Origin of the sequence: Companilactobacillus sp. HBUAS56275, from assembly GCF_036913655.1 — a bacterium.
Classification (GTDB): Bacteria; Bacillota; Bacilli; order Lactobacillales; family Lactobacillaceae; genus Companilactobacillus; species Companilactobacillus pullicola.
This window is the reverse complement of record NZ_JAYKKK010000003.1, coordinates 207898-229160: the sequence shown is the minus strand read 5'-3', so window position 1 is coordinate 229160 and position 21263 is coordinate 207898. Positions and strand designations below refer to the sequence as shown.

The following is a 21263-nucleotide window of genomic DNA, read 5'->3' as shown; positions in this document are numbered from 1 at the left end:
TTAACCAAGTAATAGACAGTCATTAGCGACTCTGAAACCAAAGAGTTGTTTGTGGCTGTTTTTGTTATGGTAAAAAATTGGGAATTCATAATAATCTTTTTTATTAAGTAAGACTAGAAACTCCCAGTTTTTAAGTCCATGTAATTTGTTGGATGTTTTCAAAACAATTGAATCATCAATTATTTCAATATCAACAACGGCTAAACGCTGATCACCATCTTCAACGAAAATACGATTGTTCTTTTTAAAATCATTTAATAATAAGATTAAATCAATAGTACGCATAAGAATTCTCCACTAAATAATTGTTTTTATTGTTCAATTAAATTATTATGTAAGCTTAAGGATATTTTGGTTCTTGCTTAGTTTGATTGTAGCTGATATCAACTGAATTGGTTGAGGATGCCCGTCGGTAGTAGAAAATCTGTGGGCCTCTGGAACGTGGTGGACACGGCTTGAAGCTAATAATTTTCCACTTCGTGAAAAATCATGGATCTCCAAGTCCGGTCTTCTACTAACCTTGCTTCGCAAGCTAAGTAGAATTTCACCACTTAGGGCCCACGGATTTTCTACTACCGACTGTATTTCTGTTTCTACTGATATTGGTTAAAACTGCAGTATTTAGACAGTTTTTAATTTAGTGTAATGGGAAAAAGATTATGAACTTTATTCTAAGAGACGAACTGTCAGATATATGAGAATATATGACGCTCTCAGTGAATACCAATTTTACTATCTAAAATTTTAAAAGTATATAAATGATAGAACAACACACTAGTCCGGAGCAGCAAGCTCGATTGGTCTCAGCCGTGAAATTATACTTAGCGATTTATCGCTTAGTATAAGACCTGTATTTGAGACAATTGTGGTTTTCAATTGGCTCAAATCAGTGTCCACAGCGTTCCAGACCAATCGAGCTTGTTGTGGAGGACGGCATCTTAAACAAGAACCGATATCTTACCAAGTTTGAAGGGAAATAAAATATGGATCCAATTGTAATTATAGACGCAAAGAGAACTGCTATTGGCAAGTTTCGTGGTCAATACGCCAAGATGACTGCAGTTCAATTAGGAACACAATTAGTTAAAAAATTATTGGATAGGAATCAAGTTGACCCTAAAAAAATCGATCAATTCATTTTTGGAAATGTATATCAAGCTGGTATGGGTCAAAATACTGCTAGACAGATTGGTTTGAACGTCGGTGGTCGAGTAGATTCAACGGCCATGACTGTCAATCAAGTTTGTGGTTCCGGAATGAAAGCTATCTATGAGGGCATTGCTGCAATCACAATGGGCAATGCTGAAATCGTTGTTGCTGGTGGCGTAGAAAGTATGTCTAATGCACCTTTCTATGCTCCACGAACGGGCAAGATGGAAGTTAGTCCAAAGCTTTCCGATACTCTATTCAATGATGGTTTAAATGATGCCTTCAATAATTTACCAATGGGTATTACCGCAGAAAACGTGGCCAAAAAATTCCATATTAGTCGTGAGCAACAAGATGAATTTGCTTACAATTCTCATCAAAAAGCTCATCAAGCAGAAAGTAAATTAGCTAAAGAGATTATTCCTATCGAAGTTGATGGTGAAGAAATAACAACTGACCAATCAATTCGTCCTACAACGACTCTCGAACAAATGGGACAATTAAGAACTGTTTTTGACAAGCAGGGGACTGTAACAGCGGGAAATTCTTCTCCAATCAATGATGGTGCTGCGGCAGTTATTTTGATGAAGCAAAGCCGCGCTGATGAATTAGGTTTGACGCCGGTAGCCGAGATTACTGGTTATACAGAAGTCGGAATCGATCCTAACTATATGGGCTATGCTCCATATTATGCTGTAAATAAGTATTTTGACCGTTACAAGACTGGTTTAGAAGATTTTGATCTATATGAAGTCAATGAAGCTTTTGCTTCTCAGGCAGTTGCTGTTAGTCGTGATTTGAACTTGCCAATGGATCGTTTGAACATTTATGGTGGTGCAATTGCCTTAGGACATCCATTAGGAGCTACAGGAGCACGTATGATTGCAACATTGATAAATTCCTTACAACAAGAGAAAAAACAAACAGGCCTAGCCTCACTATGTATTGGTGGCGGTATGGGTATGGCAATGGGTATAAAGTTAATATGAAAATCTATGAAATGACGAATGAAGAAAGAATTAAGCTATTAGTTCAAGAGGGTTATCTGACATCTGAACAAGCTGAATTGTTACAGAGTCGTCAGACAATTTCGGTAGATTTAGCTAACAGTTTGAGTGAAAATCAAATCGGTAGTTTTAGTTTGCCATATGGCTTTGCTACTGATTTTGTGGTTGACGGTCAAGATTACCTCGTACCAATGGTTATTGAGGAGCCTTCAGTGATTGCAGCTGCTTCTAATGCGGCAAAACGTGTTAAAAATAGCGGTGGTTTCAGAACTTTTCCTAGTTCTCGAGTAGTTTATGGTCAGATTGTTTTAGAGAATATTAAGACTAAAGATATTGAAATTTTGGAAGCAAAAGATTCAGAAATTTTTGAATTTGCTCAACGAGCTCACCCCAGTCTAATTAAACGTGGCGGTGGCGTGGTTTCTTTAAAATTTAATCGATATGACGATTTTTTTGAAATTGAACTAGGTATCGATACAGTTGATGCGATGGGGGCCAATATGGTCAATTCCATTTTGGAAAAAACGGCTCATAAGGTTTCAGAGTTAATCTCTGGTGATGTTTTGTGCAGTATTTTATCCAATAGTGGTCAAGGGCAAGTGATTACAGCTGAGGCGGAAATTGATTTTGAACAGTTGCAGACAAAATCCATGTCCGGATCTGAAGTGGCCAATAGAATTGTTAAATTAGCTAATTTTGCGAAACAATCTGTTAAACGAGCTGTGACTCACAATAAAGGTATCATGAATGGTATTGATGCAGTTTATTTAGCCACGGGTAATGACTTTCGGGCTCAAGAAGCAGCTGCACACAGTTTTGCTTTTGAGTCGGGTCAGTATCAACCATTTAGTGAATGGCAAATTAAAGATGACAAGTTATTAGGAACTTTGAAAATGCCGATCGAATTAGGAAGTGTCGGTGGAGCTATCAGTGCTTTACCAATGGCTCAAATGAGTTTAGCAATTATGAAGATCACCAATAGCAAACAATTACAGTCCGTAGTTGCTGCGGTTGGTTTGGCCAACAATTTGTCAGCTTTAAGAGCTTTAGTAACGACTGGTATTCAAGCGGGGCACATGGGATTACAGAGTAAGTCATTGGCTGTTTCCGCTGGGGCTAGTGGTATTGAGATTTCTGAAGTTTCAAAGCAACTTAATCAGACAAAAAATTATACAATTGAAAATGCAAAAAGTATTTTAATGAAATTAAGAGGTAAATAATGGATATAGGTATTGATAAGATAGGCGTTTACGTCCCTAAAAATTATATCGACATTGTGGAACTAGCTCAGGCTCGAGATGTTGATCCTAACAAATTTACAATTGGTATTGGTCAGGATAAGCAGGCTGTGCCACAACCTTATGAAGATGCTGTAACTATGGCTGCTAATGCTGCCGACAGTATTTTGAGTGCTGAAGATAAACAATCTTTAGGGTTACTAATTGTGGGTACAGAAAGTAGTATCGATGAATCCAAGTCATCAGCGGCTTTTTTGATGGATCTATTAGATTTGCCTGAAGACATTCGTGCCTTTGAAATTAAACAAGCTTGTTATGGAGCTACAGCTGGATTGCAGACAGCAGTTGATTTTGTTAGTCAACATCCTGGCAAAAAAGCTTTAGTTATCGCTAGTGATATTGCTCGCTACGGTATTAAGACCCCTGGTGAAGTCACTCAGGGAGCTGGTTCAGTGGCAATGCTTGTCGGTCAAGATCCACGAGTATTGAAATTGACTCAAAAGTCAGTTTACATGACACGTAATGTGGGTGATTTCTGGCGTCCAACATTCTCCAAGACTGCTTTTGCTCGTGGAAAATTTTCTAATCAAGTCTATGTCGATTTCTTCGATACCTTGTGGAAAAAATATCAGGAAAAATATTCAGCTACGATCGATGATTTTTCAACTTTGTTGTTCCATATTCCTTATACCAAGATGGGAACAAAGGCTTTGAGAACTTTAGAAGGTAAAATCGCCGATGACAAATATGCTGAATTGACTGACCACTATCAGGCTAGTATCAAATTCAGTCGAGAAGTGGGAAATCTTTATACAGGTTCACTATATCTAGGATTATTATCGTATTTGATCAATGCAGCTAAAGCTGATGAAGAATTATTATTATTCAGTTATGGATCAGGGGCTGTTGGTGAATTGTACAGTGGCGAAATTCAAACTGGTTTTGACCAAGTTATTGATCAAACAGGTATCTTAAAGATGCTTGCTGATCGTCAAAAAATGAGTATCGCAGATTATGAAAAAATGTATCAAATTGAGTATCAAGATGGTACGATTGTTGATCCGCAAACGGTTAACAGCAAGTTCTATTTAAGTGAAATTAAAGAGAATGAACGCCTCTATAAAAAGTTAAAGTAAAGTCTTGCAAGCGCTTACTTAAGATGTTATATTAAAGACGTGGTAAAGATGAAGTGTCAGGAACTGTAGCCCTAAAAGATTTTGATTGAGAAAGTTTTATCGTTTCTAGGAGATGGTAGGATTAGTCAAAAACAAAGGAAAATTAGAGTAGTACAGTTCAACGGCATTTTTGGAACTAGCGACAATAGTTAACATAAGATCGACCTTTCTAAGTAGTCGCGCAAGCTCAATACGTGGTTCGCTAGGATCCATCAGTTGAACAAAATATATTTATAGTAAGATATGTTTCAGGTAGTAAGATTCATTTATTTTAATAGATTCAATATAAAAGTTGATGAAACTGCAGTAAATTTCATCTTACCACTTATATCTAACTAGAGGGACTCTCCACAGGTGAGAGTCCTTTTTGTTTGGCAAAAATTAAAAGACGCAGCGTCTATAAAAAGTCAGAGTTATTTATTGTAACCGCTTACTGAATGATTTATACTATAGATGTGGTAAAGATGAAGTGTCAGGAACTGCAGCCCTAAAAGATTTTGATTTAGAAAGTTTTATCTGTTACAAGATAGGATCAGTAAAGAACAAAAGATAAAGTTAGAGTCAGTGCAGTTCAACGACATTCTTGGAACTAGTGACAAAGGTTAACATAAGATCGACCTAATTAGTTAGTCGCGCAAGCTCAAGACATGGTTCGCTAGGATCCATTAGTTGAACAAAATATATTTATAGTAAGATATGTTTTAAGTAGTAAGATTCATTCTCATTGATAAGTACAATGTTAAAGTTGATGAAACTGCAGTAAATTTCATCTTACCACTTATATCTAACTAGAGGGCTCTCCACAAGTGAGAGCTCTTTTTTTACGGTTTTGTCAAAGCGTCTATCGAAAAGTGGAGCTAATGTTTGTATCATTGACTGGAATGAATTATATTATGTCCATAGTTAAGATAAATTGTCAGTAAGTACAACGGTTAAAATATTTTGATCCGGCAGAAGCCATACTCTAGATATGGTTTCATAAAGGACAGGGTAAAGTTAACGTCGATGTATTTTAAGACATTTTTGGGACTAGAGGCAAGAGTTTATATAATAACAACCTAACTATTAGTTGTGTTGACACTTACAGATATGGTTCGCTAGGGTCCAATGATTTAACAAAATATATCCCAGAGTAAAGATATATTTTTAGGTAGTTGAATCAAGTATACTTGAGGATACGAAGAGAATTTTATCTTAGCTTAAAAACGTAGAACATGTTCATAAGTACGGGGAAGCGGCAGTAATCTTAATTGATTGCTGCCGCCTCTTTTTGTTTTGAATAGACAAATTGGTGATCGCGTGATGACAAAAGCTGAATTAATGGGAATCTAACTTTTTTCCTGTAGTCTAATTTCTTGTTAAATATATTTAAGATAATAAAATTGCCATAAACAATAAAAAAATAGAATTGTCAGTTCAATTATTGCTTTTGTATTTGGAATAATAATTCTTTTCAGTCGAGTTTTGGGCTCTTGAGAAGAGGCTAGGATCATGCTAAGAAATTTACATAATATTATCTTCAATCTTTTCTTAGGCGTTGATATTTATGTTGTCGCCACAGCTTCGTTGATTTATGCTATTTTGGCCTTTGTCGTTGGGATTGTTTTGTTGGTGCGTAAAGAATTTGTATTTGACGAGAAAATTCATCATGATAAAAAATAAAGTTGAAATATAAAAAGAAGCCTAAAGCTCTGACTATCTGGGATAGTTTTTGCTTTAGGCTTCTTTTGTGTTTTTGTTTAAATTTGTTAACCACTTTTTACATGTACTTAACCATTGTTCTATGCATTATAGTGGAAACGAGCTTCGCAAGGGTAACTCCTTCCGGTTAAGTCAACTATCTCTGCCGGCACTTCGTTGCCGACTGAGATAGTAGTCTTAATCCTCGGGAGCTGAACACCCTTGCTTCGCTCTCTAGCCTAGCCTAATACTTGAACGGTAACGTTTTGACGTCCGAATTGTAATGCTTGTGAATTAGGCATTGCAATATCAAGTTGGTTAGGGTTGCTGTAGGCGAAGAGACCTGTATCGTTAACTACACGATCGTAAGTCTTGCCATTAGCTGTAATTCTTAAATGTGTTCCACGTGGGAATTTTGATAGGTTAGCAGCGACACCGCTGTATCCCATATTTGAGCCTAGTACAACGGGATCATATGCTGTAGCTGACATTGTTAGTGTTTGTTTAACGTTGTCAGTTGACATGTATTTTCCGTTGATCCATTGGCTACGACCAACATCGTACCATGTATTACCAGTTGCATCTGTCTTACTTGCATAAACATGAACCATTGTATGTCCAGAAGCTACGTTGCCTGTAAAATTACCATTAGGAGCATCGTAAAGGTTAACGCCTCCTGCAACATTGATATACATATCTTTGTCTAGAGAGACTGCTGGAGCTTCTGTAGAGATATCACTAGCTGATACCCATTCATTAGAACCAACTTCGTAATAAATAGCTCCATTGAAGTTCATAGTCTTATCAATTCTCCAAGCAGTTTTGCTACCAAGTGCTGAAGCAATTCTAGCAACGCCATCTTGTGTTTGAGCATAAAGACTAGCGCCACTGGCATTTGTTACATAGATAGTTCCACTAGTGCTAGTAGTTGTTGTTGCGGCACTAACGTTTTGTGTTTGTGTACTGATACCGATTAATGCAAGTGTTGTAACTGTGAATACAGATGCTACGAATTTTTTGATCTTCATTATATAATATTTCCCCCGAATGAAACTTGTGTGTTTAAATGTGTACTATTTTCTCAACGGAATTAATAATATAACGTCTAGACCATCAAATGTTGAATATAACTTAACTGTAAATTAGTTATAATTTGACTGTAAAGTTAATGTAACTAAACTGAAATAATTATATGTCATTTTTATCTAAAAAAATTAGAGATATTTGCATATCTCATCTAACATACTGTCGACATTGTTAACCACGACACCATTCATTTTGATTAAACCAATAGTGTAATTGTTGATATAGGCAAAAGGATTTTCACCAATAGAGCCCACAGCTTTAAGCTTTTCAGGGTTTTCGACACCATGTTGACGTAAGTCAGTATAGACACCAACAATAGGAATTTCTTTTCCGTAGGCAAGACCGATTTCAGAGGCCACACCGTCGTCCATTGTGTCACCATCAAGAATTGCAACAATTAAGTCAGATGAAAGAAGTTCTTTGTTATCTTCTTGTGCAATCTTGATAGAATCGGCATAATTCATCTTGTCATTAATGTCACCATTTTCTTGAGGAAGGTAAACCTCAATATTAGAGTCCATCTTTCTGATCTTATCAACGACAAATTCGTTAAACATGCGATCGGCTAAAGCGAAGAGACCATTGGCAAAATATATTTTCATTAAAAAATCCTTCTTTCTATTATTATACGTTCTGTAATATCTTATCATTATGTCGGTTTAAGATAGAAGGAAACTGAAATTAAATGTTAGGGAATTCAATTGAAGAATTGTAACTAATATCAACTAATGCAGTATAAGTATTCCGTCGGCAGTAGAAAATCTGTGTGCTTGGAATGCGGTGGACACGGCTTGAAGCTAATAATTTTACACTTCGTGCAAAATTATGGATCTCCAAGTCCGGTCTTCTGGTAACCTTGCTTCGCAAGCTAACCAGAACTTCACCACTGAGGGCCCACAGATTTTCTACTGCCGACTATATTTCTGTTTCTATTATTATTTATTAAAATTGCAGCATTTAGATAGTTTTCAATCAGAGCACGATTTTAGTTCGGAATAACAAACTTAATTAGTTTCAGAGCGGATAGATATTTTTGACTCCTTGCTATTCAGAATTACTAATAATAAAAGAAAAGACATCCGTATCAATTAGCATATATCAGTTGATATGGATGTCCTTTTGATTTAAAGGTAATATTTGAAATAGAAAGTACACCGGATTAAATAATTTATCTCAAACTAAACAATCAAAGTACTCTTTAGTCCGGAGCAAAAATTGGGAATGCGTTCAGCTATGAGATTATTGTTATCGGCTTTGCCGATTACAATAAGGCCGACTTCGGAGATCCATTATTTTGCACGAAGTGAAAAATAATTAGTTCAAAATCGCGCCCATAGCGTTCCAACAGCATTCCCAATTTTTGTGGAGGACGGGAATTTAAGCACATCCCAACCCCACAAATAATAAGCAGAGAATCATAAACCAAAAATATACCATTATTTAGTTTGCTTTTTAATTCAATAATAGAAAAATTATTTTATAAATTTATGAACACCATATGAACAGCATAACTATACAATATAGATACATGCGAAAGAACAAAATAATTGTTCTAACTTCTGACTTATTATCACCCTCGGATAATTTGACTGAATAACATGTGTACTATCAAAACACTGTTTTCCCTAATTACCAGTAGTGTACTGATATACTCTAATATTAATGTTACAGTTCACCCTTCGATACTGCGCTTTAATATAGAGATTCTCAAACATACAATATTCCATTGAAAAAAGCCGTGACCTCATCAATCACGACTTTTTTTGCTATTCTACGGTTTGTACCCAACCTTCAGGGGCCTCAACAGTTCCGAATTGAATTCCTGTTAAAGTATCATAAAGTTTCTTTGTAACGGGGCCAACCTCTGTTTCACTATAGAAGACATGTAAGTTGCCTTTGTGTTCCAAACCACCAATTGGTGAAATAACAGCGGCTGTACCACAAGCTCCGGCTTCCTTAAATTTGTCTAACTGATCAATATAAACATCGCCTTCTTCAGCACCAAGACCAAGACGGTTCTTTGCTAACCAGAGTAGGGAGTACTTTGTAATACTTGGCAAAATTGATGGTGATTTAGGAGTTACGAAGACGTTATCCTTAGTGATACCAAAGAAATTGGCTGATCCCACTTCTTCAATTTTTTCATGGTTGATAGGGTCTAGATAGACACAGTCAGCAAATCCATTCTTATGAGCTTCGTCACCAGGATAAAGACTGGCAGCATAGTTTCCACCGACTTTACTTTGACCAGTACCTTTATGAGCAGCACGGTCATATTGTGAAGTTGTAAAGTTAACGGGTGTAAGTCCACCTTTAAAGTAGTTACCAACAGGCATGGCAAAGATAGTAAAGACGTACTCAGGTGCGGGATGAACGCCAATTTGAGCCCCTGTACCGATGATCAATGGACGTAGATAAAGAGTAGCACCAGTTCCATAAGGAGGGACAAAGTCAGCATTAGCCTTAACTACTTCTTTAACCGCTTCAACAAATTTATCTTCAGGAAAGACAGGCATTAGTAATCTTTCACAAGATTCCTTCATTCGACTAGCGTTACGATCAGGTCTGAATAGTTGGATGCTGCCATCTGGAGTACGATAGGCTTTCATTCCCTCAAAGGCTGCTTGGCCGTAATGTAAAACAGTAGAAGCTTCACTAATATGAAGAGTGCTGTCCTCAGTTAAACCAGCATCTTGCCAGGCACCATCCTTAAAGTGGGCGATGAAACGATAAGGTAAGTCCATATAATCAAATCCCAGATTATTCCAATCAATTGTTTTTGGATCTGCTTTTGCCATAATTAAAATCTCCTTACTCAAATTAAAATAATATTAAATAGATTAAATTTATCATAATTAATGATTCAAGAAGTGTCAATCAAGTTAAGACATTTATTTCGCATTATGGATAAGAATGACTACAATATAGGGGAGGTGAGAGGAGAAAACTCATGAATAAGAAAAAAATTACTCTTTCAACTGCAGTAGCGATAGTCCTAGTAATTTTAGGAGTATTTACCTACAGCTCTCATGTGCAAGCAGCTAAGTCCAAAAAGTATGTTCAGGAATCGATACCAACACTCTTTTTTCATGGCTACGGTAGTAGTTTTCGAGCAGAGACTCAAATGACAGGAGCTTCTAAAAAAGCTGGTGTAACAAAGACAATCGTCAGAGTTAATGTCAGTCCTAACGGCTACGCTAAGATAATTGGTTCAATTCCCAAAAAAGCCAAGAACCCAATTGTAGAAGTCAATTACGATAATAGTAAGATGACTAATTATCATACAGCCGGATTGTGGGCTAAGAACGTTATTGAAGCTTTGCAAAAAGATTACAAGTTTAAAAAAGTTAATTTTGTTGGTCACTCAATGGGAAATATGGCCATCAATTATTACATTTTGGACAATTACAACAATAAGAAATTGCCAAAGGTCAATAAAGTAGTCGATATTGCCGGACATTTTGACGGTATTATTGATGTAGATGATGAACCAGGAGATATTACTCTAGCTAAAAATGGTAAACCAACACCGATGAATCAGTTTTATCGAGAATTATTGAAGTTGAGAGAAGTTTATCCAACTAATACACGAGTGCTCAATATCTTTGGTGATAAAAACGATGGAACCCATTCAGATGGGGCTGTCTCTAATGCCTCATCACAATCTCTGAGATACCTAGTTTCAGGTCGTGCTAAATCTTACCGTGAAAAGAAGATTGTCGGTAAAATGGCACAACACAGCAAGTTACACGAGAACAAGCAAGTTGATAAAATTTTAATTAACTTCCTGTGGAAAAAATAGTATTTAATAAGAATTTGTACCAACCGATGTGGTTAAAATATGCCGTCGGTAGTAAAAAATCTGTGAGCCGCTGGAACGTGGTGGACACGGCTTGAAGCTAATAATTTTGTACTGCGTACAAAATCATGGATCTCCAAGTCCGGTCTTATACTAACCTTGCTTCGCAAGCTAAGTATAATGGCACCACTGAGGGCTCACAGTTTTTTTACTACCGACTAGATTCGTGGTTTTTCACTGTTTAGAATTGTTAACAATAAAAGAAGAAGCATCCATATCAACCAATGTATCCGGTTATATGGATGCTTCTTTCGATTTAAAAGTGATTTTTAGAATAGAAAGGATACTGGATTAAATAATTCATTGTAATTAAACAATAGAAGTACTCTTTAGTCCGGAGCAAAAATTGGGAATGCGTTCAGCTATGAGATTATTGTTATCGGCTTTGCCGATTACAATAAGGCCGACTTTTGAAATCCATTATTTTGCACGAAGTGAAAAATAATTAGTTCAAAATCGCGCCCATAGCGTTCCAACAGCATTCCCAATTTTTGTGGAGGACGGGAATTTAAATCTATCCCTATCCCGACCAAACTCCAATAAGAATTTCTAATAAGTTATTTAGTCAAATTTTCTTTTCGCTTTTCATAATCCGCATCGGAAACTTTACCCTGAGCATACTCACGATCCAGTACCTCTAAAGCACTGTTTTGTTTATGACCATTTTGTCTGCTGAAAAGGTAAACGGCTGCGATGATGATCAATAGGATGATGATTCCGTAGAAGAGAAATCCTCCACCCATGAAGCCCATACCACCAAAAAAGTGGCAACCAGATAATCCCATCATAATAAGGCATCTCCTTTAAATGGATTTACCTTAATTATAGATAGGGATGAGGGGACTAACAATTTAATTGCTTGCACATAAGAAGACTATATATCTTCAACAGTCGTATAAGTAGATTGTCTGAAAATTAACTTAGTAGCTAACTCTAAACGTTTAGCAACATGTTGTTGATTGGTTAATAAATCCTGCATCAAATCGACTGAAGCGGCGCCCATTTGCGTTGTAGCAACGTCGACTGAACTTAACTCTGGATTAACGTAACGAGAAAGTGCTGTGTTGTCAAAACTGAAAAGTTGAACTCGCTTGGGAACGTTTATATTGTTCTCTTGCAAAGCCTTCAAAGCTCCGGCAGCCATCAAATCATTCGTGATAAAGAAGGCATGTGGAAAATCTTCTTTGGCAACGGCTTTGGTCATCTGTTCGTAACCAGAATTCTTAGTGAAATCGCCTTTGAAACAATTCTGTGGATTAAATAGATTGTGTTCGTCCATGGCAGTTTTGAAGTTGTCAAAACGTAAATCGGGAATTACCCGTTGATTGTCAGTTGAGGTTTCCTCACCATAGATCAAACCGACATCCTCAATATTTTGATCGATGAAGTAGTTAACAACTTTTTGAATTCCGTATTTGAAATCAGTTAGAACGGAATCAAATCCCTTACCGAATTGGTCGTCGTCGATAAAAACAATATTAGGGCAGATTAAAGTCATCGTTTGAACTTGTTCCTGACTGAATTTACCTACAGCAATGATACCGTCAGTATCGTTAGGAATTTCTTCAATGTCATTGTGGAAGATACGACTAATTTGAAAACCATATTTAGGTGCTTGCTGTTCAATTCCTTCACGAACAGTCATGTAATAGAGATCATCTTGTTCCTTAGATTCGGAATACCATTGGACCAAAGCCAGATGTTTTTGATAATGACTGTTGGGATGATTAGCTTTTTTGTAGTTAAGTTCTGTCGCAATTTTTAAAATGTTGGCACGAGTGTCATCAGTAACAGACAAAGTCAAATCGTTGTTTAAAACTCGAGAAACCGTCGCTGGTGAGACGTTGGCTTTTTTAGCAATATCACGTAGAGTAGCCATTATTTTAAACTCCGAATGAATTTATCAAATGCAGCTTGTCCTTGTTGGTTCCATTTGAAGACACCAGCATCTTCAAGAACTCTGGCAAATACCAGACCAGTTTCTTTATCAACAATCTTTTGCACATTGTCATTAGTAAATTCATATTTTTGTTTCAATTGATCGGCCCAAGTCTTGTGATATTGAGCCATTTGATTAGGTTGATCTAGTAGGTAACGTTCGACTTCTTTTAACTCGGCTTTTAAACGAGCTGGCAAAATAGCACGCCCCATGACTTCGATCAGGCCGATATTTTCTTTCTTAATATGTTGAACATCTTGGTGGGGGTGGAAAATACCATCGGGGTATTTAGCTGAAGTTTGGTTATCACGCAAGACGATGTCCATTACATAGTTGTCATCCTTACGATAAGCGATAGGAGTAACAGTGTGATGACGAATCTCGCCGCTATGTGATCTGACATCAACGGATTCATCAGAATAGTTCATCCAATTCTCGTGGATCAAAGTAGCTGCTTTAACCAATTCGTCAGGATTTTTACTTGTTAAACGAATCGTAGAAAGAGGCCACTTGACGATACCAGCACTAACATTATCAACATCGATCTCAATCTGACGGTCGATAGGAGCCTTCATCATTGGGAAAGTGTGATGTCCACCTTGATAGTGATCATGACTAAGCATTGAACCACCAACAATTGGTAAATCAGCGTTACTACCAACAAAGTAATTTGGAAAAATCTTGATGATCTCGATTAGATTATTGAAAGTATGTTGGTTAATAATCATTGGTTTGTGAACTGTATTTAGGAAAATCGCATGTTCTTTGAAGTAGTCATAAGGTGAATATTGGAAGCCCCAAGTTTCGCCACCAAGAGTAAAACGAATAACTCGATGATTGCTACGAGCAGGATAACCTAAACGGCCTAAGTAACCTTCATTTTCTAGACAAAGTTGGCATTTAGGATAACCTGTTTGTTTAGCTTTACCAGCGGCTGCAATGGCTTTAGGGTCTTTTTCAGGTTTCGAGAGGTTAATAGTGATTTCCAAGTTGCCATAATCGGTTGCCACTTGATAAGAAATGTTCTTGGCAATCGCTTTGACCTTAATATAGTCATTATCCTGGCTCATTTGGTAGAAATAGTTGATAGCGTCACTAGGATTCTTTTGATAGAGATTCCAGAATGTATGATTAACTTTTGAAGGCAATGGTGTAATAAAATCCATCAGTTGATCATTGAGAATTTCTTTGGCAGTTTGACTGTCCTCAATTTTTTTATTTTGAACGGCTGTTTGAATCAAAGCTTCTTTAGTATCGTTGCCATCAAGATGATTGTCATCCCCAACTAAGGCACAGATACGGTTGTAAAGATAGACCCGATCCATTTCTTGATAGTCATTATCAGCATTGATTATTTGATCGACAAATTTATCGACACAAGACATTATTTTTCCACCTCTGTAATAGCAATTTCTCTAGGTCCGTCAGCAATTTCAGCAATGTAAAAGTCAGCGGCGTAACCAATTTCTTTTTGATAAATTTGGCCAACATTTTTCTTGAAGGCGTCAACTTTATCCTTATCGACAATGGCAATAGCACAGCCACCAAAACCAGCACCAACCATACGGGCACCGAGGACACCATCTTGTTCCCAAGCTGCGGCGACTAAAGTATCGAGTTCTTTACCGGTTACTTCGTAGTCGTAGTGCAATGAAATGTGAGAAGCATTGACTAACTTACCAAACTCTTCCAAGTTGTTTTCTTTAAGGTAGTTGATAGCCTTAAGGGTTCTTTGATTTTCAAAGACAGCGTGACGGGCACGACGAATCAAAATATCATCATTGATTAAGTATGAATTACGGTCGAAATCATCAATTGATAACTCACCAAGTGAATTGATAGCTAATTTAGTTTGAAGCAGTTTCAAAGCTTGCTCACATTGACTGCGACGTTCGTTATATTTGGAATCAGCCAAAGTACGATGTTTATTAGTGTTCATGATAACAATCACGTTGTTACCCAATTCAACAGGAGCGTAGTGATATTCCATAGTATTGGTATCAAGTAGAATAGCTTGATTTTCCTTACCCATACCAACAGCAAACTGGTCCATAATTCCAGAGTTAACGCCGATGAAGTCATTTTCGTCTTTTTGTCCCATCTTAACTAGGTCAAGTTGATCAATGTCGAGAGAAAAGACGTCTTTGAGAATTGTTCCCATTAATAATTCAATTGAAGCGGAAGAAGATAATCCGGCTCCGTCAGGTAAATTACCATGGATATAAAGATTAAAACCGTGGTCTAACTTGTAACCAGCTTTAGTAATAAAATAGATCATCCCTTTAGGATAATTGGCCCAATCATCATCTTTGTTAAATTTGAGGTCATCAAGTGAGAATGAAACAATTCCCTTATCGGGTAAATTTTCAGAGAACATTTGAACGGTATTGTCATCACGCTTTCCATAAGCAGCATAAGTTCCAAGACTGATAGCACAAGGGAAAACATTGCCGCCATTATAATCGGTATGTTCACCGATCAGATTGATGCGGCCTGGTGAAAAGAAGAGCTTTTCAGCAGTCTGATTGAATTTGTCAGCAAATCCTTCTAAAAGTGTATTGGTATTCATAATTAATCCTCCATTTAGTAAATGTTTACTTAACAAAAATGATAGCGCTTTCCGATAACTAAAACAAGCCTATCAATTTAAAAAATATAATAAAATGTTATTATTATATGCATGAATACAATGTCACGTTAGAAAGAGGAAAAATATGAAAACGGCAGTTGTAACTGACACAGCATCGTACTTAACACCTGAGCAAATCAAGCAATACAACATTACCGTCTTACCGATCACGGTTATTTTGGGGGACAAGCAATACAAAGAAACAGAAGAATTAACAGATCAAAAATTTTATGACTATTTACGTAATGAACCTGAATTACCAACGACCGCTCAAGTTTCAATGGGGCAAATCCAAGAAGCTTACGATCGTTTAGTAGCGGAAGGTTATGACACAATTATTTCGATTCACTTATCATTAGGAATTACTTCATTCATGGATAATTTAAGAATGTTTGTCAAAGACTATGACAAAGCTAAAGTTTATCCATTCGATTCAATGGCCGCTAGTGCTGCCGAAGCTGACTTAGTTATGTTGGCTGGTTCAATGGCACAAAAGGGCGAAGATCCTGAAAAAATTGTTGTGAAGATGGAAGAGTTACGTGACTCAACCGATATTTATTTTGCCGTTAATGACTTGAAACATTTGAGTCGTACAGGACGTTTAAGTAATCATTCAGCTATTATTGGTAGTTTATTAGATGTGAAGCCATTATTGACTTTTAAAGATGGTAAGATTTTTGCAATTGGTAAAGAAAGAACGATGCACCGTGCCTTTCGCGTGATTGCTTTAGAAATACAAAAATATGCAGACGCACATCCAGACTGGAAGTTACATATTACGATTGTTGATTCTAATAATCGTGAAATGTTGGAAAAGTGGAGTAATGATTTCCAAACTAATTTCCCTAATGCTCGCATTTCAACGAGTCATTTAGGCCCAGCCATCAGTGTTCATACTGGTGAAAAGACTATGGGTGTCGTTTGGGATAGGGACTTATTAAATGAAGACTAGAATTATGCTTTACGTTGATGACGTTGATATGAACGTTGAATTTTGGGTGGAAGAGTTTGGAGCAAAAGTTGTTGCTCGTCAAACTTTAAATGGTGGTTACCAAAATGTTATCTTGGGAATTTCTGCGGAAACTGAGTTATCGATTTTTCCTAAGGATTATATCAGAATTTATTCTCCCGAGGTGGATGAGAATGTGCCTTCATTGATGTTCTTCTCAAATCGTTTTAATGAGTTACATGATGATTTTTTGAGTGCTGGTGAGGTTTCTGAGGTTAATGGTGTTTTGACCTTTAACTTTCAGGATCCTGAGGGTAACTATTTTGTTGTTGCTCAGGGGGAATAGTGATTGATTGCCGTCCTCCGCAAAAATTGGGAATGCTGTTGGAGTGGACAATGATCTCGGTTCTTACTCAAACTTGGTTGTAACGTTAATACTAACTGATGTAGTTGAAATATTCCGTCGTCCGCAAAAAATCTGTGGGCCACTGGAACGTGGTGGACACGGCTTGAAGCTAATAATTTTTCACTTTGTGAAAAATCATGGATCTCCAAGTCCGGTCTTCTACTAACCTTGCTACGCAAGCTAAGTAGAATGGCACCACTGAGAGCCCACAGATTTTTTACTACCGACTAGACATTCGTTTCTAATATTATCGAAAAAAATACAGCAATTAGATATCATCTAATCTTACATGGTTAAAAAGAACCTTATTAGAATTCATACGTTTAGGGCGTATGGTTCTAATAAGGTTCTTTTTGTATTCAGAATAGGGGGAATTCTGTTTTTTAATAACCAATGTTCTATGTTTAATAGTGAAAACGAGTTGCACAGGCCAAACTCCTATGCTTTGCTACAGTCCTGAAATTGTACGCATAGTACGCGTACGATTCCAGGGCTTAGGCAAATGCTCAGAGTCTAAGCGGGCCTGCTTCGCTCTCTAAACATTGGCAACTGCTGCGTAGCCTTGGGTCAACTCTGTTAAAGCTACGATGTCATCGCCAGATTTAACGTCTGTTTTATTCAACTTATCTACATCGCCATAAGCGGTTGTGTTGGTTACAACGATCATTACGGTTGGGTCATAACCGGCAGCTTGAATTTTTTCAATATCGAAGGTGCCTAGTAGATCGCCTTTTTTAACTGTGTCGCCTTGTTTGACGTTAGATGTGAAATGTTGTCCTTTGAGGTCTACGGTGTCGATTCCTAAGTGAATTAGTACTTCGGCACCGTCATTGGTTTTGATTCCATAAGCATGTTTAGTAGCGTAGGCAACTGTAACAGTTCCGTCGGCTACGGCGTAAACGTTGTTGTCTGTGGGTTTGATGGCAGCGCCTTTGCCCATAATTTCTGCGGAGAAAACTTGGTCGTTAACATCTTTTAAGCTAATTAGTTCACCAGATACGGGGGCAGCGATTAATTCGTCAGCAACTTCTGAACTGTCTTCGTCACTGTCTTTGTTTTCAACTGGTTTGGCAGTTGTTACTTTGTCGAATTTCATACCGTAAACGTATGTCAAAGTGAATCCTAAAGCAATACTGATTAAAATACTGATGAAGAATGGTAGGTAATACTTAGGTGGGAAGGAAATGAATCCAATGATACCGGCAGCTCCTAGGGCACTAGATAGTACGTGGAAGATGCCGATGAAGATACAGGCAATTCCTGAAGCAATCATGGCACAGATGAATGGGTAACGTAATTTTAAGTTAACACCGAAAATAGCTGGTTCAGTGATTCCTAATAGGGCTGATAGTCCAGCTGATGAAGCTAAACCTTTTTGTTTCTTGTCTTTAGAGATGAAGAAGATTGCAAGACAGGCGGCACCTTGAGCAGCGTTGGCCATTGATGCGATTGGGAAGAAGAAATCGCCACCGGTTTTAGCAATATTAGTTAGTAATTGTGTTTCGATGGCAGGGAAACTTTGATGCAATCCGGTAATAACGATAGGTGAGTAGAAAGTACCGAAGATGGCTGTTCCAATGAAGCCTGTTGTGTTGTACATCCAAACGATACCGTTAGTTAGTCCGTCGGAAACAACTCTCATGATAGGTCCAACACCGATAAAAGTTAGAAGTCCAGTAACGATTACGGCTAGTAATGGGGTAAAAATAAAATCGAGGGTTGCTGGCATGTGTTTGTGGAGCCATTTTTCAATAGTAGCTAAGATCCAGGCAACAGCAAGCACTGGCAAAACTTGGCCTTGATATCCGGCTTGAGCAACCTTTAATCCAAAGACGTTCCAATAAGTCATTTTTCCAGCGGCCATGACGTTGGCTACATCGTAACCATTGACCAAGGCTGGCATAACCATTGCCATACCAATTGCGGCACCTAGATAAGGATTACCGCCAAAACGTTTGGTAGCTGAGAAACCAATTAATACGGGCATGAAAGTGAAAGGTGCTGAAGCCAAAAGATTAATCAGTTCAGCGACACCTTTCATACCAGGGTACATTTGAACAACTGATTGAGCACCGAAAAGATTTGGTGAAGTTAAAACGTTGTTCAAAGCCATCAATAGACCACCAGCAACTAAGGCCGGAATTAAAGGAACAAAAATATCAGAAAGAAGTTTTACAAAGGCCATGATGGGATTGGTTTTTTTACCGTCAGCGGCTAGATTTTTAAGATCATCTGGGGTAACTGTTTTGAGACCAGTCTTTTGGATCAAGAAATCATAGACTTTATCGACATCTCCAGGTCCAATGATGATTTGATACTGACCATTCATGCTAAAAGTACCTTTAACATCATCGTCGTTATCTAATCCTTTTTGATCGATTTTCTTTTCATCTTTAACAACTAATCTTAATCGAGTTGCACAGTGGGCGGCCGCAATTAAATTGTCACGTCCCACATAATTAAGCACTCGACCCGCAACTTGTTCATGATTCATAGTTATTTCCTCCTATAACGAATGTAAGCGTTTCGATAACTTAATAATACATGCATTTTTAAAATTGTCAAACGTTTAACAATTTTATTTTGAAATATTTATTGCAAACGATTAACATGTTGTTAAATATAGATTTATAAAAATGTCATACGTTTGACAATTATAGATAGAACAAGTTACAATGTAGCCAATCAAAGAAAGTATGAGTCGAAGTTATGATTACAAAATGGACAACTGAATTAAGATACAAACCATATCAAGAGTGGTCAGATCAAGAATTAATTGAGATCAAGAATAAAATTGCTCAGTCGCATTGGCGTTTGGGATATCATATTCAACCGTCAACTGGACTTTTGAATGATCCAAATGGTTTTTCTTACTTTAATAATCAGTGGTATTTGTTCTACCAATCATTTCCTTATGGTGCCGCACACGGATTAAAAAGCTGGGCTCACTTGACTTCAGATGATTTGGTTCATTGGCAAGATCATGGTCCAGCCTTATTGCCCGGCAACACTCAGGATAGCCACGGAGCTTATTCTGGTTCTGCCATTCCGGTCGATGACAAATTATTTTTAATGTATACCGGAAATGTCAGGGATGAAAACTGGATTCGCCATCCTATGCAAGATGGTGCTTGGATGGATAAGGATAATCATATTCAAAAAATTTCGACACCTTTGATTGCCGAACCTAAGAACGGATATACCGATCATTTTCGTGATCCCCAAATTATTAAGCATGAAGATACTTACTATTGTTTGATTGGTGGACGTCGAAAAGATGATACGGGGCATGTCCTAGTTTATCAAGCACCAGAAGTAACTGGACCATGGTCGTACAAAACGGAATTGAAGTTCACAGATGAGAATTGTGGCTACATGATTGAATGTCCTAATATACTATTTGTAAATAATCGTCCCGTTTTAATCTTTTGTCCTCAAGGAATTGGTCAAGATGTGTTACAATACTCGAATGTCTTTCCAAACGCTGTGGTCATCGGTGAGGACTTTGACTGGGAGACATTTAGTTTTATTAATCCAAGTGCAATCACAAACTTAGATGAGGGTTTTGATGTTTATGCAACACAAGGATTCAATGCGCCAGATGGACGAGCTTTGACAGTTAGTTGGATCGGGCTTCCTGATACTTCCTATCCTTCAGATGAAGAAGGATGGGCCAACTGTTTTAGCTTAGTCAAAGAATTACAAATTAAAAATAATCATTTGTATCAAATACCAGTAGTCGAAAATAACAAGTTAGTTAAGCAAACACTTAACTCAAAAGAAATTACGCCACAAACAAAAATTTCATTTAACATGGGGGCAAATTTAGCCGGATCATTAACTATCAAGACTGAACTTGAGGAAGAATTACAAATTATTCTGGATACAACTAATGGTAAGATATTAGTTGATCGAACTAATGCTGGGGTTAGTTTTGCGACGGACTTTGGAACGACGAGAAGTATCAAAGTCGACAGTGGCAAAACAATTCAAGCCGATTTGTATTTAGATAATACCGTTTTTGAACTATACGTTAACGGCGGTCAAGAAGTTATCACTGGTCGAATTTTTCCACAGGGTAAACGATTCTTTGTGGAGTCAGAAAATATTGCAGTAAAAAAAGTTAGTTTGAACAAGATTTATTAA

17 protein-coding genes are annotated in these 21263 nt (G+C 37.3%); 8 read left to right on the top strand and 9 right to left on the bottom strand.

Features of this window, described 5'->3' with window-relative positions; genetic code table 11:
• A complete protein-coding gene (locus U8526_RS07570; protein ID WP_334341350.1) occupies positions 1 to 285 on the bottom strand; it encodes a hypothetical protein in 285 nt (94 codons plus the stop codon).
• 698 nt (positions 286 to 983) lie between these two features.
• Between U8526_RS07570 and U8526_RS07565 the strand changes: the two genes are divergently transcribed.
• The 4 genes from U8526_RS07565 to U8526_RS07550 all read left to right on the top strand — a co-directional run bounded on the left by U8526_RS07565 (position 984) and on the right by U8526_RS07550 (position 6231).
• Positions 984 to 2138: a thiolase family protein gene (locus U8526_RS07565; RefSeq protein WP_334341349.1), complete on the top strand. Its 1155-nt coding sequence runs from the start codon at positions 984 to 986 to the stop codon at positions 2136 to 2138.
• Positions 2135 to 3376 carry a hydroxymethylglutaryl-CoA reductase, degradative gene (locus U8526_RS07560; RefSeq protein WP_334341348.1) on the top strand — a complete coding sequence of 414 codons (1242 nt, stop codon included), beginning with the start codon at positions 2135 to 2137 and terminating at the stop codon, positions 3374 to 3376. Before U8526_RS07565 ends, U8526_RS07560 begins: the two co-directional genes overlap by 4 nt.
• Entirely contained in the window at positions 3376 to 4530 is a 1155-nt protein-coding gene (locus U8526_RS07555) for a hydroxymethylglutaryl-CoA synthase (protein WP_334341347.1), read from the top strand. Before U8526_RS07560 ends, U8526_RS07555 begins: the two co-directional genes overlap by 1 nt.
• Before the next feature lie 1530 nt (positions 4531 to 6060).
• Positions 6061 to 6231 (top strand): hypothetical protein, encoded by a 171-nt coding sequence (locus tag U8526_RS07550; protein WP_334341346.1) that lies wholly within the window; start codon positions 6061 to 6063, stop codon positions 6229 to 6231.
• A 257-nt stretch (positions 6232 to 6488) separates the two neighbouring features.
• Here U8526_RS07550 and U8526_RS07545 read toward each other — a convergent pair whose 3' ends face one another.
• From U8526_RS07545 to U8526_RS07535, 3 genes are all read right to left on the bottom strand, one after another.
• Positions 6489 to 7277, bottom strand: a complete 789-nt coding sequence (locus U8526_RS07545) for a hypothetical protein (RefSeq protein ID WP_334341345.1) — start codon at positions 7275 to 7277, stop codon at positions 6489 to 6491.
• A gap of 186 nt (positions 7278 to 7463) precedes the next feature.
• Positions 7464 to 7937 (bottom strand): nucleoside 2-deoxyribosyltransferase, encoded by a 474-nt coding sequence (locus tag U8526_RS07540; protein WP_334341344.1) that lies wholly within the window; start codon positions 7935 to 7937, stop codon positions 7464 to 7466.
• Positions 7938 to 9101: 1164 nt separating this feature from the next.
• Positions 9102 to 10133: a branched-chain amino acid aminotransferase gene (locus U8526_RS07535; protein WP_334341343.1), complete on the bottom strand. Its 1032-nt coding sequence runs from the start codon at positions 10131 to 10133 to the stop codon at positions 9102 to 9104.
• Between the two features lie 152 nt (positions 10134 to 10285).
• On the opposite strand from U8526_RS07535, the gene U8526_RS07530 reads away from it, so the two are divergent.
• Positions 10286 to 11137: an alpha/beta hydrolase gene (locus U8526_RS07530; RefSeq protein WP_334341342.1), complete on the top strand. Its 852-nt coding sequence runs from the start codon at positions 10286 to 10288 to the stop codon at positions 11135 to 11137.
• A gap of 614 nt (positions 11138 to 11751) precedes the next feature.
• Here the strand turns inward: U8526_RS07530 and U8526_RS07525 are convergent.
• From U8526_RS07525 to U8526_RS07510, 4 genes are all read right to left on the bottom strand, one after another.
• Positions 11752 to 11982, bottom strand: coding sequence for a hypothetical protein (locus U8526_RS07525; RefSeq protein WP_334341341.1), 231 nt, complete (start codon positions 11980 to 11982; stop codon positions 11752 to 11754).
• An 86-nt stretch (positions 11983 to 12068) separates the two neighbouring features.
• Positions 12069 to 13076: a LacI family DNA-binding transcriptional regulator gene (locus U8526_RS07520; RefSeq protein ID WP_334341538.1), complete on the bottom strand. Its 1008-nt coding sequence runs from the start codon at positions 13074 to 13076 to the stop codon at positions 12069 to 12071.
• On the bottom strand, positions 13073 to 14518 hold the full coding sequence (locus U8526_RS07515) for a UDP-glucose--hexose-1-phosphate uridylyltransferase (RefSeq protein ID WP_334341340.1): 1446 nt from the start codon (positions 14516 to 14518) through the stop codon (positions 13073 to 13075). The genes U8526_RS07520 and U8526_RS07515 overlap by 4 nt, the downstream gene beginning before the upstream one ends.
• Positions 14518 to 15702 carry a galactokinase gene (locus U8526_RS07510; RefSeq protein ID WP_334341339.1) on the bottom strand — a complete coding sequence of 395 codons (1185 nt, stop codon included), beginning with the start codon at positions 15700 to 15702 and terminating at the stop codon, positions 14518 to 14520. Before U8526_RS07510 ends, U8526_RS07515 begins: the two co-directional genes overlap by 1 nt.
• A gap of 145 nt (positions 15703 to 15847) precedes the next feature.
• Here U8526_RS07510 and U8526_RS07505 point away from each other — a divergent pair, with 145 nt between their 5' ends.
• The gene (locus U8526_RS07505) at positions 15848 to 16714 is read left to right on the top strand and encodes a DegV family protein (protein ID WP_334341338.1); all 867 of its coding nucleotides are present in this window, start codon (positions 15848 to 15850) and stop codon (positions 16712 to 16714) included.
• A complete protein-coding gene (locus U8526_RS07500) occupies positions 16704 to 17057 on the top strand; it encodes a VOC family protein (protein ID WP_334341337.1) in 354 nt (117 codons plus the stop codon). Before U8526_RS07505 ends, U8526_RS07500 begins: the two co-directional genes overlap by 11 nt.
• A 595-nt stretch (positions 17058 to 17652) precedes the next feature.
• On the opposite strand, the gene U8526_RS07495 is transcribed toward U8526_RS07500, so the two are convergent.
• A complete protein-coding gene (locus U8526_RS07495) occupies positions 17653 to 19611 on the bottom strand; it encodes a sucrose-specific PTS transporter subunit IIBC (RefSeq protein ID WP_334341336.1) in 1959 nt (652 codons plus the stop codon).
• 215 nt (positions 19612 to 19826) lie between these two features.
• On the opposite strand from U8526_RS07495, the gene U8526_RS07490 reads away from it, so the two are divergent.
• The gene (locus U8526_RS07490) at positions 19827 to 21263 is read left to right on the top strand and encodes a sucrose-6-phosphate hydrolase (protein ID WP_334341335.1); all 1437 of its coding nucleotides are present in this window, start codon (positions 19827 to 19829) and stop codon (positions 21261 to 21263) included.

Excerpts from the sequence above, each read along its gene's own strand:
- U8526_RS07570 (WP_334341350.1), bottom strand. The coding sequence starts at position 285 with ATGCGTACTATTGATTTAATCTTATTATTAAATGATTTTAAAAAGAAC.
- U8526_RS07565 (WP_334341349.1), top strand. The coding sequence starts at position 984 with ATGGATCCAATTGTAATTATAGACGCAAAGAGAACTGCTATTGGCAAG.
- U8526_RS07560 (WP_334341348.1), top strand. The coding sequence starts at position 2,135 with ATGAAAATCTATGAAATGACGAATGAAGAAAGAATTAAGCTATTAGTT.
- U8526_RS07555 (WP_334341347.1), top strand. The coding sequence starts at position 3,376 with ATGGATATAGGTATTGATAAGATAGGCGTTTACGTCCCTAAAAATTAT.
- U8526_RS07550 (WP_334341346.1), top strand. The coding sequence starts at position 6,061 with ATGCTAAGAAATTTACATAATATTATCTTCAATCTTTTCTTAGGCGTT.
- U8526_RS07545 (WP_334341345.1), bottom strand. The coding sequence starts at position 7,277 with ATGAAGATCAAAAAATTCGTAGCATCTGTATTCACAGTTACAACACTT.
- U8526_RS07540 (WP_334341344.1), bottom strand. The coding sequence starts at position 7,937 with ATGAAAATATATTTTGCCAATGGTCTCTTCGCTTTAGCCGATCGCATG.
- U8526_RS07535 (WP_334341343.1), bottom strand. The coding sequence starts at position 10,133 with ATGGCAAAAGCAGATCCAAAAACAATTGATTGGAATAATCTGGGATTT.
- U8526_RS07530 (WP_334341342.1), top strand. The coding sequence starts at position 10,286 with ATGAATAAGAAAAAAATTACTCTTTCAACTGCAGTAGCGATAGTCCTA.
- U8526_RS07525 (WP_334341341.1), bottom strand. The coding sequence starts at position 11,982 with ATGATGGGATTATCTGGTTGCCACTTTTTTGGTGGTATGGGCTTCATG.
- U8526_RS07515 (WP_334341340.1), bottom strand. The coding sequence starts at position 14,518 with ATGTCTTGTGTCGATAAATTTGTCGATCAAATAATCAATGCTGATAAT.
- U8526_RS07510 (WP_334341339.1), bottom strand. The coding sequence starts at position 15,702 with ATGAATACCAATACACTTTTAGAAGGATTTGCTGACAAATTCAATCAG.
- U8526_RS07505 (WP_334341338.1), top strand. The coding sequence starts at position 15,848 with ATGAAAACGGCAGTTGTAACTGACACAGCATCGTACTTAACACCTGAG.
- U8526_RS07500 (WP_334341337.1), top strand. The coding sequence starts at position 16,704 with ATGAAGACTAGAATTATGCTTTACGTTGATGACGTTGATATGAACGTT.
- U8526_RS07495 (WP_334341336.1), bottom strand. The coding sequence starts at position 19,611 with ATGAATCATGAACAAGTTGCGGGTCGAGTGCTTAATTATGTGGGACGT.
- U8526_RS07490 (WP_334341335.1), top strand. The coding sequence starts at position 19,827 with ATGATTACAAAATGGACAACTGAATTAAGATACAAACCATATCAAGAG.